The sequence below is a fragment of the Streptomyces sp. NPDC101776 genome (assembly GCF_044766845.1).
Taxonomy (GTDB): domain Bacteria; phylum Actinomycetota; class Actinomycetes; order Streptomycetales; family Streptomycetaceae; genus Streptomyces.
The window spans coordinates 47,730-62,947 of record NZ_JBIWMV010000012.1 but is presented as its reverse complement, the minus strand read 5'-3'; the positions used below and the strand labels follow the sequence as shown (position 1 = coordinate 62,947).

Sequence of the window (15,218 nt, the reverse complement as noted above, 5' to 3'; positions counted from 1 at the left end):
GCTGCTCCCGTTGTTACCGCGCTATTGACGTCTCGTGACGGATGCGACCGCGACAGGTCATTTCGACATGGCACAGGAACGCCCTCGGACCCCGTCCGAAACGGGGCCCGAGGGCGTGGAGATCTCGAAGGTGTGGATCAGGTCAGGTCGGCCATGCCCGCCGTGAGCGTCGCGCCGTCCGCGGGGTCGATCACCAGGAACGCGCCCGTGCGCCGGGACACCGCGTAGTCGTCGAGCGCGAGCGGCTCGGCGGTGCGCAGGGTGATCCGGCCCAGATCGTTCGCGGCCAGCTCGGCCGCCCCGCCGAGATCTTTGACGATCGCCTTGACCGTGCGGGTCGTGTGGCGCAGCAGCACCCGGTCGCCGACCCGCAGCGGGCGGTCGGCGAGATGGCACACGGCGGCCCGGACGTCCTGGGTGAGCGCGGGCGCGTCGACCCCGGCGGTGATCATGTCGCCGCGTGACACGTCCCGCTGGTCGGCGAGGCGCAGGCTCACCGACTGCGGCGCGTACGCCGCCCCGGTCTCGGTGCCGAGCACGGAGATCCCGGTGATCTCGGAGGTCACACCGGACGGATGGACCGTCACGAGGTCACCGACCCGCAGCGAGCCGGACACCAACTGCCCCGCGTACCAACGGACCTCACCGTCACGGATGACGTACTGCACCGGGAATCGGGCCGGTGCGTCCGACGGGTCCGCGCCGACCGGGACGTCCTCCAGGAACTCCAGCAGAGCCGGACCCTCGTACCAGTCCATGCGCGCCGAACGGTCCACGACGTTGTCGCCGACCAGCGCCGAGACCGGGATCGGCGTGAAGGACGGCAGCCCCAACTCGGCAGCGTGGCCCGCGAATTCCTCGACGATCCGCTCGAACACCCCCTGCTCGTACCCGACGAGGTCCATCTTGTTGACGGCCAGCACCACATGCGGCACCCGCAGCAGCCCGGCCACGGCGGCATGCCGCAGGGTCTGTTCCACGACACCGTTGCGCGCGTCGATCAGCACGATCGCCAACTCGGCGGTGGAGGCACCGGTGACCATGTTGCGGGTGTACTGCACATGCCCCGGGGTGTCGGCGAGGATGAACCGCCGCCGGGGCGTGGCGAAGTAGCGGTAGGCGACATCGATGGTGATGCCCTGCTCGCGCTCGGCGCGCAGCCCGTCCGTGAGGAGCGCGAGGTCGGGCGCGTCCTGGCCACGGTCGGCCGACACCCGCTGTACGGCTTCGAGTTGATCGGTCAGCACCGACTTGGAGTCGTGCAACAGCCGCCCCACGAGCGTGGACTTGCCGTCGTCTACCGACCCGGCCGTCGCGAACCGCAGCGTGTCGATGGTGGTCGTGCTCATGGCTAGAAGTACCCCTCGCGCTTACGGTCTTCCATCGCGGCCTCGGACAACTTGTCGTCGGCACGCGTGGCGCCCCGCTCGGTGACCCGGGAGGCGGCGATCTCGGTGATGACCTGCTCCAGCGTCACCGCGTCCGAGTCGACCGCCCCGGTGCAGGACATGTCCCCGACGGTCCGGTACCGGACCTGCCGCTTCTCGACGGTCTCGTCCGCCTTCGGGCCGCCCCACTCACCGGCGGTCAGCCACATGCCGCCGCGCGCGAACACCTCGCGGTAATGGGCGAAGTAGATCTGCGGAAGGTCGATGCCCTCGCGGTCGATGTACTGCCAGACGTCCAGCTCGGTCCAGTTGGAGAGCGGGAAGACGCGGACATGTTCGCCGGGCGCGTGCCGCCCGTTGTAGAGGTTCCAGAGCTCGGGCCGCTGCCTGCGCGGGTCCCACTGCGAGAACTCGTCCCGCAGCGAGAAGACCCGCTCCTTGGCCCGGGCCTTCTCCTCGTCCCTACGGCCCCCACCGAACACGGCGTCGAAGCGCTCGGACCGGATCGTCTCCGTCAACGGCACGGTCTGGAGCGGGTTGCGCGTCCCGTCGGGACGTTCGCGCAGCACACCGCGGTCGATGTAGTCCTGTACGGAGGCCACATGGAGGCGCAGCCCATGTGCGGCCACCACACGGTCCCGGTACTCAAGGACTTCGGGGAAGTTGTGTCCGGTGTCCACATGCAGCAGCGAGAAGGGAACAGCCGCCGGCGCGAAGGCTTTCAACGCGAGGTGCAGCATGACGATGGAGTCCTTGCCGCCGGAGAAGAGAATCACCGGCCGCTCGAACTCACCCGCAACCTCACGGAAGACGTGCACCGCCTCGGACTCCAGAGCGTCCAGGTGAGAAAGAGCGAAGGTCACACCAGCCCCCGCTCGGACAGCACCGCGTACACGGCGTCGGCCGACTCCTGCGGGCTCTGCGTCTGTGTCGGCAGCGTGAGCGCCGGGTCGGTGGGCGGCTCGTACGGGTCGTCGACACCGGTCAGGCCGGTCAGCGCGCCCGCGGCCTGACGGGCGTAGAGCCCCTTCACGTCGCGCTCGCTGCACACCTCCACGGGCGTCGCGACATGGACCTCGATGTACGGCGTCCCGCTCGCCTCGTGGCGTTTGCGGACGGCCTCGCGGCTGTCGGCGTACGGCGCGATGACCGGGACGACGGAGAGGACGCCGTTGCGCGCGAGCACCTCGGAGACCAGGCCGATGCGCTGCACATTGGTGTTGCGGTCCTCGCGGGAGAAGCCGAGGCCGGCCGAGAGGAAGCGGCGCACCTCGTCGCCGTCGAGGACCTCCACGCGATGCCCCTCGGCCTTGAGCCGTTCCCCGAGATGTCTGGCGATCGTCGTCTTACCCGCGCTCGGCAGTCCGGTGAGCCAGACGGTGGCTCCCTGAGCCCTTGCCGTGGTGGTCATGCGCAACAGTCCTCTTCCTTACCCGACGAGCGACGTCGTCGAAGGCTAGGTAAGAACTCTGAGAGGACCTGCTAAGGACGCTGAGGTTTGGCTGAGTGACTGATGGTGCGCAAGAGGTCACGCACCTTTGCCATGAACTGTTCACAATCAGCTTCTACGGCGCCTGCGGGCGCACCCCCGCGAACACCGCCCCGGCGTCCCGCAGCCGCTCGTGCAGCGCCCGGAACACCTCCGCCGAGCGGGCGCCCGGCCAGTCCCGGGGGAGCAGGCTCGCGGGCAGTCCGGGGTCGGCGTAGGGGAGATGGCGCCAGGAGTCCAGGGCGAGGAGGTAGTCGCGGTACGCGTCCTCGGGCGGGGTGTCCGCGCGCCGCTCCCAGGCGTGCAGCACGTGCGCGTGCCGGTCGAGGAACGCCTGGTGCCGGTCGGCGATCGCGGGCAGGTCCCACCAGCGGGCGACGGCCTCGGCGGTCGCCGCGAAACCGAGGTGCTCGCCGCGGAAGAAGTCCACGTACGGGTCGAGCCGCAGCCGCCCGAGGATGTGCCGCGCCTCCTCGTACAGCCGGGCGGGCGCGATCCACACGCCGGGGGCGGCGGTGCCGAATCCGAGGGCGGACAGCCGGGAGCGCAGGATGTGCCGCTTCTGGCGCTCGGACTCGGGGACGGAGAACACCGCGAGCACCCAGCCCTCGTCGGCCGAGGGTGTGGTCGCGTAGATACGCCGGTCGCCGTCGTCGAGCAACTGCCGCGCCTCGGGCGAGAGTTCGTAGCCGGCGGCGTCCTGTGCCGTACGGGCGGGCAGTAGCAGCCCGCGCCGTTTCAGGCGGGACACCGACGAGCGCACCGAGGGCGCGTCGACGCCGGCCGCGGCCAGCAGCCGGATCAGTTCCGCGACCGGAACAGGGCCGGGCACGAAGCGGCCGTACGCGCCGTAGAGCGTGACGATGAGAGACCGTGGAGCAGGCTGGTCGGACACGTTGATCATCTTAGGTCGTCAGCATCACTGCTGGTCACCTCGGGTGCGCAAGCTGAACCTCTACGGTTCGTCCGGTCACCGTGGGTGACGCGTCCCGAAGACGATCACGCGGGAACGGTCAGGCGGCGACGGCGAGTTGGTCCGCCGGCACCCGGTGCGGGGCGACGATCCGGCCGTCGGGCAGCACGGCGCCCAGGTCGTCGAAGACGATCGCGCCGTCGCACAGCAGCGTCCAGCCCTGCTCGGGGTGGGCGGAGACGATGTGCGGGGTGGTCGTGTCGGTGTCGGTCACGGGGCACGAGGACTGGTGGGAACACATGGCGTACCTCCACGTCGGATGCGATCCGTTCCGGCGGCTCCGTCGCCGCCCGTATCGCATATACAGACCATCCTCCCGCCGCGAACTCATCGGAACCGCCCGCTGTGAAGCGTGACAACACGCGGACAACACTCGGACGGTTCCACGACGCTCGGTGCGGACTCGCCACCGAAGGAGTGAGGGTCACGGGAGTTGGGGCGTCGGACCGGTACCAGTGGAGCCTTCTACTTCAGGAGGTATTCCCATGTCCCTGCGTTCCGCCCTCGGTTCGGCGGCCGGTGCCGCGCTGCTTCTGCTGGCCGCCGCTCCCGCCGTGACCGCGGCCCCCTACGAGACGGTGACGGTCGACCCCACGGGCAGCATCGCCCCGGACGGCACCGTCACCCTCTCCGGCACCTACCGCTGTCTCGGCAACTCCGGTGCCGTGTTTGTCAGTTCCTCCGTCTCCCAGGGCGACCCCTCGGTCCGGCACGGCATCGGCGGCACCCGCGCGGTCTGCGACGGCATGGAGCACCCCTGGCAGAACTCGGGCAAGCCCTCGTCCGACCCGGCCACCCCCGGCGCGGCCCGGGTCGAGGCCACGGTGATGGAACTGTCCTCCGGCGGCGGCCTGCCGCTGCCCCGCTTCCACGCGCGGCAGGACCAGGACATCACCCTTACGGAGAGCTGAGCCCACGCCTTCGGCCCGCCACCCCCAAGAGGGCGCGGGCCGAAGGGAGTTCGGGGCGAGTGCGTCAGTGCTGGGTGTTGCTTGCCCAGATCGGGGTCGAACCGGAGTAGATCACCATGTTGCCGTCGCCCTGGAGCCTGAGGTAGGCGCCGTTGTGGCCGGGGGTCTGGCTGGCCCAGACGGGCTGGTTGCTCGACGTGTAGACGACGAGGTTGCCGTCCGCCTGAAAGACCGCGTGGTAGTTCGAACCAAAGGTCATCGTGGCCCAACGGGCCTTGTTGTTCTCGTCGTACAGCACGAAGTTGCCGTCGGTCTGCATACGCAGCCGCGCCTTCTTCGCGTTGATGGACTGACCCGCCTTCAGCACCCGGGTGGCGTTGACAAGGATGTCGGAGGGGTAGCTCGACGTGGTGGTGGTCGTCGACTTCGTCCCGGACTTGGTCGTGGTCGACTTGGTGGTGGACTTCTTCGTCGGCTTCGCCGCCGCGGCCGGCTTCTTCGTCTTGACCGTCGTCGGCTCGCTCACCGGCTGCGCGTCGGTCGTCTTGCCCGGCGCGGTCTTGTGCGGCTGGGTGATCTTCGGTGTGGCGTGCGCGACGGGAGCGGCGGACGGGCTGGAGGACGCGTACGCCCCGGCGCCCTGTGTTGCGCCGTCGCCGAGGATGGTGCCCGCCTGGTCGGCGACGACCCGGTCATGGCTCTCCGGCGTCCGGTCCCGGCTCATCAGCAGCCCCGGCACGGCGATCAGCAGCGCGCCGAGCACCGCCGCACCGGCCAGCAGGGGGCGGCCCGGGCGGCCGACGGACGCGGCCGCCGTGTCTCCGGGGGTGGGTCCGTCCCCCTCGTGGACGCTCGCGGCCAGCGCCCCGGCGGGCGCCTCGGCCTCGGCCTCCTGCCGTGCGGGCCGGGCGGAGGCGGACTCCGGGCCGACCGGTCCTGCGGGTTCCGCTGGCTCAGGGCCGGCACTTGCGAGCGCCTCGGCCTCTGCGGTCTCTGCGGCCTGCGCAGCCGAGGTCGTGGGCCCGCTCAGCTCCGCCGCGACGGACTCCGCGGAGAGGGTCCCGGCCGAACCGGCAGCCCCTGAGCGGGACTTGGGTGTCGCACTCGCCGCACTCGCCGAGGCCTGCGTGCCGGCGGTCTCCCCGGCGGACGCCGCCGCTGCGGATGCCGCCGAGGTCGAGGTCGTAGGGTCCGCGGCCGTCGCTTCCCCGGCCGGGGTGCCCGCCACGGAACCTGCTGCGTTCTCTGCCGCCGTATTCCGCGCGGCCGGTCCGGTTCGGTCTGTCATCCGCCCTGTCCGCTCTCATTCGCCCAGCAGTTCGTCGTGCGTCTGTGTGCGCAATCCTATTCACGTCCATTCACGCGTATGCGCCAACGACGGTTCCTTTCACCGGAGTTAACAATCGTCACGGACAAGCCCCGGCGCTGGTAAGGCTGTTGCGCAACAGCCCATAATTCGCCGTACGGCACTGTTGTGCCGCACCGCGCACACCCGCTCCGAACGTTCCGCTTTCCGGACCGGAGTGGGAACGCGCGTGCGGGGACGGCATGATGGGGGTTGCCGCAACCGACAGGTGCCGACACGAGGAGGTCAGCTGAGTGCGCCAGGTACTGACGGTCTGTCCGGAGGGCACCGGGGACGCCCGGACGATCGGAGAGGCCCTGGCCAGGGCGCGCGGAGGCGCGGTGCTGAGTGTGCGCCCGGGGACGTACGAGGAGAATCTCGTCGTCACCACCCGGGTGACCATCGTCGCCGAACAGGCGCGCGGCACCGTCCGGTTGGCACCGCGCAAGGGCATCGTGATCTCGCTGCGCGTGGACGCGGTGATGCTGACCGACCTGGTGGTCCAGGGCCATGACGAGGAACAGCCGGCCGTGGACGCCTCGCACGGGCAGGTCGCGATGCAGGGCTGCGATCTGTCCGGCGCCTCGTGGACGACCGTGCTCGCCCGCAACTCGGGCTCGTTGGCGATGCGCGAGTGCCGGGTGTCCAACCGCACCGGCGCCGGGGTCGTCGTCACCTCGCCGACCGAGAGCTCGCTGGAGTCCTGCACCCTCGAACACCTCGGCACCAGCGGGGTGGTGATCGGCGAGCGCGGCCGGGCCACCCTGCGCGGCTGCACGATCCGGGACGCGCGCGGCAACGGCGTGCTCGCCAACGGCGACGCCCAGGGCTCCGTCGAAGACTGTGATCTGGCCTCAACGGACAAGCCGTCGCTGGCACTTGAGGAGCGCAGCGCGATCCGCGTGCTGCGCACTGTGATCCGCGACACCTCCATCGGTGTGCATGTGACCAGCTCCGCCCGCTGCGAGCTGGAGGAGGTGCGGGTCACCGGCTCCAGCGGCCCCGGCATCATCGTCTCGCACGGCAGCGACCCGGTGCTGCGCCGCTGCCGCACCGCCCGCACCACGGGCAACGGCCTTCTGGTGACGGACCGTTCACGCGGCACGTACGAGGACTGCTGGCTGACCGGCGCCCAGATGGCGGCGCTGCGGGTGGCCGGCGCCTCCTCGCCCACGCTGACCTCGCTGACCGTCCGGGACGGCGAGTCGGACGGCGTCCTGCTCGAAGAGGACGCGGCGGCCGAGCTGGAGCGCGTGGAGATCATCGACGTCAAGGGCACCGGTGTGGTGATCCGCGGCAACGCCAACCCGCTGGTGCGGCGCGCCCGGATCACCGGCGCGGGCGGCTCGGGCGTCTCCGTGCGCGACGGCGGACGCGGCCGGGTGGAGGACTGCACGGTCGAGGCGCCGGGCGGCGCGGGCGCGGAGATCGCGGCGGGCGGCAACGTCTACCTCGCGGGATTCCGGGTCAACAACCCCGGCGGCGCCGGTCTGGAGATCGGCGGCGAGGGCACGGCCGCGCTCCGTGACGGCGAGCTGGTCTCGGCCGGCGGCTGCGGTGTACTCGTGGACACCGGCGGCGAGTTGACCGCGAACCGGGTACGGAGCACCGCGTCCGCCGAGCACGGCTTCCTGGTCCGCGACGGCGGCCGGGCCTCCCTCAACGGCTGCGAGGCGGCCGGCAACGACCGCGACGGCATCCGTGTCGAGTCGGAGGCCCCCGTCTCGGTCGTGGGCTGCACGGTCCGCGACAACAAGGGCGGCGGCCTCGTCCAGGCCAAGGCGGGCGGCCGGCTCGCGGTGGAGAACCTCACCAGCACCGGCAACGAGTCCCGCGACGCCTGGGGCTTCGGCGAGGCCGAGGGCACCGACCCGGCGGGCACCGTACCGGAGTCGGAGGGGCCGGGACGCCCCGACGGACCGATGGCCGCGCTGGAGAGCCTGATCGGCCTCGACAACGTCAAGGAACAGGTCCGCACCCTCGTCAACCTCACCCAGCTCGCCCGGCGCCGCGCCCAACTCGGCATGTCCGCACCGCCGATGAGCCGCCACCTGGTCTTCGCGGGCCCGCCCGGCACCGGTAAGACCACCGTCGCCCGTCTCTACGGCACGATCCTCGCCGAGCTGGGCGCCCTGCGCTCCGGGCACCTGGTCGAGGTCTCCCGCGCCGACCTGGTCGCCCAGGTCATCGGCGGTACCGCCATCAAGACCACGGAGGCCTTCGAACGGGCCCTGGGCGGTGTCCTGTTCGTCGACGAGGCGTACACCCTCACCTCCGACTCCCGTGGTTCCGGGGCCGACTTCGGGCGCGAGGCCGTCGACACCCTGCTCAAGCTGATGGAGGACCACCGCGAGGACGTGGTCGTCGTCGCGGCCGGCTACTCCGACGAGATGCGCAGCTTCCTCGGCTCCAACCCCGGTCTGGCGTCCCGTTTCTCACGGACCGTCGAGTTCGAGAACTACTCCGTGCCCGAGCTGGTGGAGATCATGGAGAGCATGTGCGTACGTCACCAGTACGCGCTCACCGACGAGACCCGCCACGCGCTCGCGGTGCACTTCGAGCGCATACCGAAGGACGCCGGGTTCGGCAACGGCCGTGCCGCGCGGCAGGTGTTCGAGGAGATGGTGGACCGGCAGGCGGTACGGCTGTCCGCGCTCACCGACGTCACCGAGCAGGACCTCTCGCAGTTGCTGCCGCAGGACATCAGCGAGGAGGCGGCCCGTACCGCCGCCGACGGTCCGAACGCCGTCGACCCCGGTGACGACGCGCTGAGCAGGCTGGACGCACTGGTCGGACTCCACGCGGTGAAGCGGGACGTCACCGACCTCGTCAACCTGGTGTCGACCGCCAAGCAGCGCGAGGCCGCCGGACTCCCGGTGCCCCGCCTCAGCCACCACCTCGTCTTCACCGGCCCGCCCGGCACCGGCAAGACCACCGTGGCCCGTCTCTACGGCGAACTCCTCGCCTCCCTGGGCGTGTTGCCGCGCGGCCAGCTCGTCGAGGTGTCCCGGGCCGACCTCGTCGGCCGATACGTGGGCCACACCGCGCAGTTGACCCGGGAGGTCTTCGAACGGGCCCTGGGTGGTGTCCTGTTCGTGGACGAGGCGTACACCCTCACCCCGCGCGAGGCGTCCGGCTCCGACTTCGGCCGGGAGGCCGTGGACACGCTGCTGAAGCTGATGGAGGACCACCGGGACAAGGTGGTCGTCATCGTCGCCGGCTACACCCAGGAGATGGAGACCTTCCTGGCCTCCAACCCGGGCCTGTCCTCCCGGTTCTCGCGCCGGGTCGAGTTCGCCGACTACTCCTCCGACGAACTGGTCACCATCGTCCGCGAGCACGCCCTGCAACTCGGGTACGAGTGCGCGGCCGGGCTCGGGCCGGTGCTGCGGCAGTACTTCGACGGGCTGCCCCGCGACCGGTCCTTCGGCAACGCGCGCACCGCCCGCCAGATCCTGGAGCGGATGATGACCCGACAGGCCGGCCGGCTCAGTAGATTGGCCGTCCCCAGCCTCGACGACCTGCGCCTGCTCCTCCCGGAGGACCTCGCCGACCCGACGGCCGCCTCTCCCTCCTCCAGCGGGGCGGCCCGGGCATGACGACGACACACGGCAAGGCCCTCGCCGCCGGTCTGGCCCTGCTGCTGACGGCCGCCGCGGGCGCCCTCGGCGCCGGATCCGCCGCGGCGGTCGGCGGCACGGTCCAACTCCCCGTCCTCTCAGCCCGGTTGGACGCCGACGCGGCCTGTGCGGCGGGCTCGGCCGTCCGCGCCACCGATGTGCCGTGGGAACAGGTCTCCCTGCAACTCACCCGCACCTGGCCGTTCGCCTCGGGCGCCGGGGTGACCGTCGGCGTGGTCGACACCGGGGTCTCGTCCTCCGCACCTGCGCTCAAGGGCCGGGTCACGGCCGTCGGTGACGCCGGGACCGACTGTGTGGGACACGGCACGTTCGTGGCCGGGCTGGTCGGCGCCGCCGTAGCGGACGGGGTGCGGTTCGCGGGGGTGGCGCAGCAGGCGCGCATCCTCGCGGTGCGCGGCAGCGACGCGCGCGGGGCGGTCACCGCCGAGCGGGTCGCGGACGGGATCCGGGCCGCCGTGAACGGCGGGGCGAAGGTGGTGACGGTGTCGGCGGCGCTCGCGGCCAACACCCCCACGCTGCGGGCGGCGGTCGCGCTCGCGGCGAAGAAGGACGTCCTGGTGATCGCCGCCGCCGTACCGGACACCCCGGCGACGGCGACCTCGGCGACGGACAGTCCGCCCGCCCGTGACTACTACCCGGCCGCCGACGACGGGGTGCTCTCCGTCCTCGACGTCGACGTGGACGGCAAGCGGCCGACCGGCGCGTACACGACGTCCAGTGCCTCGATCGCCGCGCCCGGTGACGGAGTTGTCGGCATCGGCCCGAAGAAGGCCGGCCACTACATCGGCTCGGGCGCGTCACTGGCCGCCGGTTTCGTGGCCGGGGCGGCGGCGCTGGTGCGCTCCGTCCACCCGGACCTGACGGCCGCCCAGACCGCGACCCTCCTGCGTACGTCCGCGTACCCGGCCGACGTGCCCCGCCTCGACCCGTACGCGGCCGTCACGTCCGTCCTGACCGGTGCTTCGGCACCGGCCGCCGCCGCCCCCGGCTCCCCGGTCCACCTCCCGGCCGACAAGGCCGCCGAACCGCTCCGCCGCGCCCTGTGGCCCGCGTCGGCCGGCCTCGCCGTGATCATCGCGGTGGTGTGGCTGGGTCTCGTCCTGCCTCGGGGCCGCCGCCTGGGCTGGCGTCCGACCCGGCGGCCGGACGGTACGGCCCGGCCCGAGAGCGAAGAGGGCACGGAGGGCACGGTGGGCGAAGAAGGTCCAGAGGGTGCGGAAGGCACCGTCCCGGTGGGCGCGGGTGTCCAGGGGACCACGGAGAGCTGACGGCCGCAGACACCACGTACAGCGGGAAACGGCACGGCCCCGGGCGACCGACAGGCGCCCGGGGCCGTGCCGTTCACGATCGGGGTCTCACTCCTCCGCGCCCGCCGCCAGCGCCGTCTGGATCAGCGACGGCTTGCGGCGGACGATGTGGAGGGCCCGGCCCGGGGGGAGGACCCGGGGCTTGACGTTGCCGAAGACGTAGCCCTCCGAGGGGGAGCAGGACATCAGGATGCCCGGGGTGTTGACCTCGTCCAGGCGGCGCAGGAGCTGGTCGTTCAGGCCGCGGCCCGCGCCCGTCGCCGAGCGGGCGACCACCACGTGCAGGCCCAACTCGTGGCCCAGCGCGAGGTGTTCGAAGAGCGGGGCGAAGGGGTGGTCCATGACCGTGCCGCCGCCGACCATGTCGTAGTCGTCGACGAGGACGAACAGACGCGGGCCCGTCCACCAGTCTGCCTGCCGCATACGGGCCGGGGTGATCTCCTGGCCCGGCACACGGGTGCGCAGGGCCTTCGCGGAGCCGCCGACCAGTTGCTTGAGGGCCTCCAGGGCCACCGCGTGGCCGAGGCGGTACTCCTCGGGGACCGCGTCGACCAGACCGCGGCGGTAGTCCACGACCAGGATGCGGGCCTCGGCGGGGGTGTAGCGGGCGACGACGGAGTCCGCGACCAGCCGGAGCAGGTTGGTCTTGCCGCTCTCGGTGTCGCCGACGGCGACCAGGTGAGGGGTGCGGGAGAAGTCGTGCCAGACGGTGCCGAGGGTCTCCTCGTCCTGGCCGAGCGCCAGCTTGAGGCTGTGGCCGTCGCCGAGTTCCGGCTCGGCGAGTTCGGCCGCGGGCAGCCGGTGCGGGAGCATCCGGACCTGCGGGGCGCGCGGCCCGTGCCAGGCGCTCGCGATCCGGTCCACCAGGTCCGCGACGCCCTCGCTGAGCGTCTCGGGGTCGGTGGAACCGTCGCCGCGGGGGAGCGCGGACAGGAAGTGGAGTTTCGTCTCGACGGTCAGACCCCGGCCGGGGATCTGCGGCACCGCGCTCGCCTTGCGGATGTCCACGACTGAGTCCATCGTGTCGCCGAGCCGCAGCTCCAGCCGGGTCGCGGACTGGTCGCGGACCGGGGCGGTGAGCTCCAGCCAGCGGGCGGTCGCGACGATCAGGTGGATGCCGTAGTTGAGACCGCTGGTGGCGATCTGGTTGAACGTCGGGATGTACTGGTCGAAGTTCTGCCGGACCGCCGACCAGCCGTCGATCACCAGGAAGACGTCGCCGTGCGGTTCGTCGGGGAACTCCCCGGCCGCGCGGCGGCGCCGGTAGGTGGACATCGAGTCGATGCCGTTGTCCAGGAAGAACTGCTCGCGCTGGGTGAGGACGGCGGTGACCTCGGCGACCGTACGGCTGATCCGCTCGGTGTCGAGGCGGGCCGCGACCCCGCCGACATGCGGCAGCCCGGTGAGCTGGGAGAGCGTGCCGCCGCCGAAGTCCAGGCAGTAGAACTGGACTTCGCGCGGGGTGTGGGTGAGCGCGAGCGCCATGATGAGGCTGCGCAGCACCGTCGACTTGCCGCTCTGCGAACCACCCGCGACGGCGACATGGCCGCCCGCCCCGGCGAGGTCCACCACGAGCGGGTCACGGCGCTGGTCGAAGGGCTTGTCCACCAGACCGACCGGCACCCGCAGCTTCCCGGCGCCGACCCAGCGGGACGCGGCCAGCCCGCGGTCCGGGTCCTCGGCGAGACCGCCGAGCAGGACGTCGAGCGGGGACGCGGTGTCCAGCGGCGGCAGCCACACCCGGTGCGCGGGCGGTCCGGAGTCGCGCAGCCGGTCCAGCGCCACCGCCAGCAGGCTCTCGGCAGCCTCCTCCGCCTCGGGCTCCGGTGCCGCGATCGCGGTCGGTGCCGGTGCGCGCGGCACGATGTACCCGGTCGACCAGGGCACCACCTGGGTGGCGACCCGGGCCTGCGCGACCGCACCGCCACGCCTGCGGTACGGGCCGGAGACGTAGGCGGCGCGGAACCGGGTGAGGGCCTCGATGCCGCTCTTGAGGTAGCCGCTGCCGGGCTGCGAGGGCAGTTCGTACGCGTCGGGGACACCGAGGACACCCCGCGACTCCATCGCGGAGAAGGTGCGCAGACCGATCCGGTACGACAGATGCGACTCCAACTGGTGCATACGGCCCTCGTCCAGGCGCTGCGAGGCCAGCAGCAGATGCACGCCGAGCGACCGGCCGAGGCGGCCGATCATCACGAACAGCTCCATGAACTCCCGGTGCGAGGAGAGGAGTTCGCTGAACTCGTCGACGACGACGAACAGGCTGGGCAGCGGGGCGAGATCGGCGCCGGCGGCCCGCGCCCGCTCGTACTCCAGCGCGGAGGTGAAGTTGCCGGCCGACCTCAACAGCTCCTGGCGGCGGATGAGTTCACCGTGCAGCGCGTCCTGCATACGCTCCACCAGGGCGGCCTCGTCGGCCAGGTTGGTGATGAGGGCGGAGGTGTGCGGGAGTTCGTCCAGACCGAGGAAGGTCGCGCCGCCCTTGAAGTCCACCAGGACGAAGTTGAGTGTTTCGGAAGAGTTCGTGAGCGCCAGACCGAGAACGAGGGTGCGCAGCAGCTCGGACTTGCCGGAACCGGTCGCGCCGATCAGCATGCCGTGCGGGCCCATGCCGCCCTGCGCGGACTCCTTGATGTCCAGCTCCACGGGCCGACCGTCCGCGCCGACGGCGACCGGGACGCGCAGCCGGGCGGAGCCGGTGTGCCGCCGCCAGATCGTGTCGGGGTCCAGCCGGTGCAGGTCGGCGATGCCGAGCAGGGTCGTCAACTCGGTGTCGTTGGAGAGCGGTTCGACCGCGTCGGAGGACAGCGTCATCCGGTACGGCGCGATCAGCCGGGCCAGCGACTCGGCGGCCACCGGACCCACCCGGTCGGGCCGGCCCAGGACCGTGGTCTGCTCCTTGCGGCTGCGGTCGGTGCGCACCAGCGCGACCGAGTCCGGGGTCACGTCCAGGCGCAGCGTGGTGCGGCCGGGCCGCCAGGTGAGCGAGTCGGACAGGTCGAGCACGATCGCGTTGCGGTAGCCGGGCCCGTCGAAACGGTGGCCGGCCGGGATGCCCGCGCCGTCCACCACGACCACGACCAGGGGCTCGTCACGGCCGGGCACGGCGTCCGGGTCGAACGCGGGCCGCTCGGAGAACTCGCTGCCGAGCTGGTCCTCCAGATCGGTGAAGGCCGAGGCCACCATGCGCAACGGCCCGGCGCCGTCCGTCTCTTGGGGGTGCTGGTTGTGCGGCAGCCACTTCACCCACTCCCACTCCGCGCGCACCTCGTCGGCGGCGCAGACCGCGATCCACAGCTCCTCCGGCGGGTGGAACAGGGCCAGCTGGGTCAGCGCGGCGCGGATCATCCCCCGGGTCGCGTCCCGGTCACCGCGGACCAACACCCTTGACCAGGACCGCAGATACAGTGCGATGGGCTGGCCGGGAACGGTGCTGTAGGCGCGGATGAAGCGGCGCAGGGCGTGCGCGCACAGCGGTTCGAGGTCCTCGACGGGCTTGCTGGAGACGGGAGTCAGCCGCATGGCGAGCTGCTGGTCGCCGACCGCTATCCGCACCTCGCCGAAGTCGTCGTCCTTCACCCGGCGTTCCCACAGCCGCGTGGTGCGGACCATGGTGCGCAGCACCCGGGGCTCGGGATGCCGCCAGGCCAGGGCGAGCTGCTGCTCGACCACGGCCCGCTGCACGGTACGCCGGCTCTGCGCCAAGTAGCGCAGATAGTCCCGGCGTTCACCGCGCAGCCGCTGCTTGCGGTCGCCGGCCTTGCGCATCACCTGACCGACCATCATCGCGCCGGCGGCCATCACCATCATGCCGAGCGCGAGGTACATGAAGATGCCGCTGGACTGACCGCCCGACCGCATGAACATCATCATCATCGAGACCGACATCATCGCCATCGGCAGATACGTCCACACCGCGGAGGTGTCCGGGACGATCTCCATGAGAGTCGGCGGCTCCTGGAGGACCAACTCGCCGGCGGGCATGTCGGGTCCGCGACGGCGGGCCGGGCGACGGAACAGGACCACGCTCAACGCTTGGGGCTCCTAACGGACTTCGCGCACCGCGGCGGTACGTGGGGGGCGTGCACCGGATCAGGCCTCGGCACTTGCACGGTGGAGGACGCTGTCAACACCGTTCGTGGGGGCTCCCGTTGACACGCGTCG

At 71.7% G+C, this 15,218-nt stretch carries 10 protein-coding genes; 3 read left to right on the top strand and 7 right to left on the bottom strand.

Annotated elements, in window-relative coordinates:
* Positions 1-137: 137 nt before the first annotated feature.
* The 5 genes from ACIRRY_RS31330 to ACIRRY_RS31310 all read right to left on the bottom strand — a co-directional run bounded on the left by ACIRRY_RS31330 (position 138) and on the right by ACIRRY_RS31310 (position 4,091).
* Complete coding sequence (locus ACIRRY_RS31330; protein WP_403979140.1) at positions 138-1,349, bottom strand: sulfate adenylyltransferase subunit 1; 1,212 nt, start codon at positions 1,347-1,349, stop codon at positions 138-140.
* Positions 1,350-1,351: 2 nt separating this feature from the next.
* Positions 1,352-2,251: a sulfate adenylyltransferase subunit CysD gene (gene cysD, locus ACIRRY_RS31325; protein WP_403979137.1), complete on the bottom strand. Its 900-nt coding sequence runs from the start codon at positions 2,249-2,251 to the stop codon at positions 1,352-1,354.
* Positions 2,248-2,799 carry an adenylyl-sulfate kinase gene (cysC, locus tag ACIRRY_RS31320; RefSeq protein ID WP_403979134.1) on the bottom strand — a complete coding sequence of 184 codons (552 nt, stop codon included), beginning with the start codon at positions 2,797-2,799 and terminating at the stop codon, positions 2,248-2,250. Before cysC ends, cysD begins: the two co-directional genes overlap by 4 nt.
* A 154-nt stretch (positions 2,800-2,953) precedes the next feature.
* Positions 2,954-3,781, bottom strand: a complete 828-nt coding sequence (locus tag ACIRRY_RS31315) for a PaaX family transcriptional regulator C-terminal domain-containing protein (RefSeq protein ID WP_403979131.1) — start codon at positions 3,779-3,781, stop codon at positions 2,954-2,956.
* A 109-nt stretch (positions 3,782-3,890) separates the two neighbouring features.
* Positions 3,891-4,091, bottom strand: a complete 201-nt coding sequence (locus ACIRRY_RS31310; protein WP_329259399.1) for a DUF5999 family protein — start codon at positions 4,089-4,091, stop codon at positions 3,891-3,893.
* Between the two features lie 244 nt (positions 4,092-4,335).
* Here ACIRRY_RS31310 and ACIRRY_RS31305 point away from each other — a divergent pair, with 244 nt between their 5' ends.
* Positions 4,336-4,761: a DUF6299 family protein gene (locus ACIRRY_RS31305; protein ID WP_403979128.1), complete on the top strand. Its 426-nt coding sequence runs from the start codon at positions 4,336-4,338 to the stop codon at positions 4,759-4,761.
* Between the two features lie 64 nt (positions 4,762-4,825).
* On the opposite strand, the gene ACIRRY_RS31300 is transcribed toward ACIRRY_RS31305, so the two are convergent.
* The gene (locus tag ACIRRY_RS31300; protein WP_403979125.1) at positions 4,826-5,989 is read right to left on the bottom strand and encodes a hypothetical protein; all 1,164 of its coding nucleotides are present in this window, start codon (positions 5,987-5,989) and stop codon (positions 4,826-4,828) included.
* Between the two features lie 371 nt (positions 5,990-6,360).
* Between ACIRRY_RS31300 and ACIRRY_RS31295 the strand changes: the two genes are divergently transcribed.
* Positions 6,361-9,705 (top strand): right-handed parallel beta-helix repeat-containing protein, encoded by a 3,345-nt coding sequence (locus ACIRRY_RS31295; protein WP_403979123.1) that lies wholly within the window; start codon positions 6,361-6,363, stop codon positions 9,703-9,705.
* Entirely contained in the window at positions 9,702-11,015 is a 1,314-nt protein-coding gene (locus ACIRRY_RS31290; RefSeq protein WP_403979121.1) for a S8 family serine peptidase, read from the top strand. Before ACIRRY_RS31295 ends, ACIRRY_RS31290 begins: the two co-directional genes overlap by 4 nt.
* An 87-nt stretch (positions 11,016-11,102) precedes the next feature.
* Here the strand turns inward: ACIRRY_RS31290 and eccCa are convergent, their stop codons facing one another.
* Positions 11,103-15,038, bottom strand: coding sequence for a type VII secretion protein EccCa (gene eccCa, locus ACIRRY_RS31285; protein ID WP_403979633.1), 3,936 nt, complete (start codon positions 15,036-15,038; stop codon positions 11,103-11,105).
* Positions 15,039-15,218: the final 180 nt, after the last annotated feature.

What these genes read in the sequence shown, in the direction of transcription:
- ACIRRY_RS31330 (WP_403979140.1), bottom strand. Translation starts at nt 1,349, where the DNA reads ATGAGCACGACCACCATCGACACGCTGCGGTTCGCGACGGCCGGGTCG.
- cysC (WP_403979134.1), bottom strand. Translation starts at nt 2,799, where the DNA reads ATGACCACCACGGCAAGGGCTCAGGGAGCCACCGTCTGGCTCACCGGA.
- ACIRRY_RS31315 (WP_403979131.1), bottom strand. Translation starts at nt 3,781, where the DNA reads ATGATCAACGTGTCCGACCAGCCTGCTCCACGGTCTCTCATCGTCACG.
- ACIRRY_RS31310 (WP_329259399.1), bottom strand. Translation starts at nt 4,091, where the DNA reads ATGTGTTCCCACCAGTCCTCGTGCCCCGTGACCGACACCGACACGACC.
- ACIRRY_RS31305 (WP_403979128.1), top strand. Translation starts at nt 4,336, where the DNA reads ATGTCCCTGCGTTCCGCCCTCGGTTCGGCGGCCGGTGCCGCGCTGCTT.
- ACIRRY_RS31290 (WP_403979121.1), top strand. Translation starts at nt 9,702, where the DNA reads ATGACGACGACACACGGCAAGGCCCTCGCCGCCGGTCTGGCCCTGCTG.
- eccCa (WP_403979633.1), bottom strand. Translation starts at nt 15,038, where the DNA reads ATGCCCGCCGGCGAGTTGGTCCTCCAGGAGCCGCCGACTCTCATGGAG.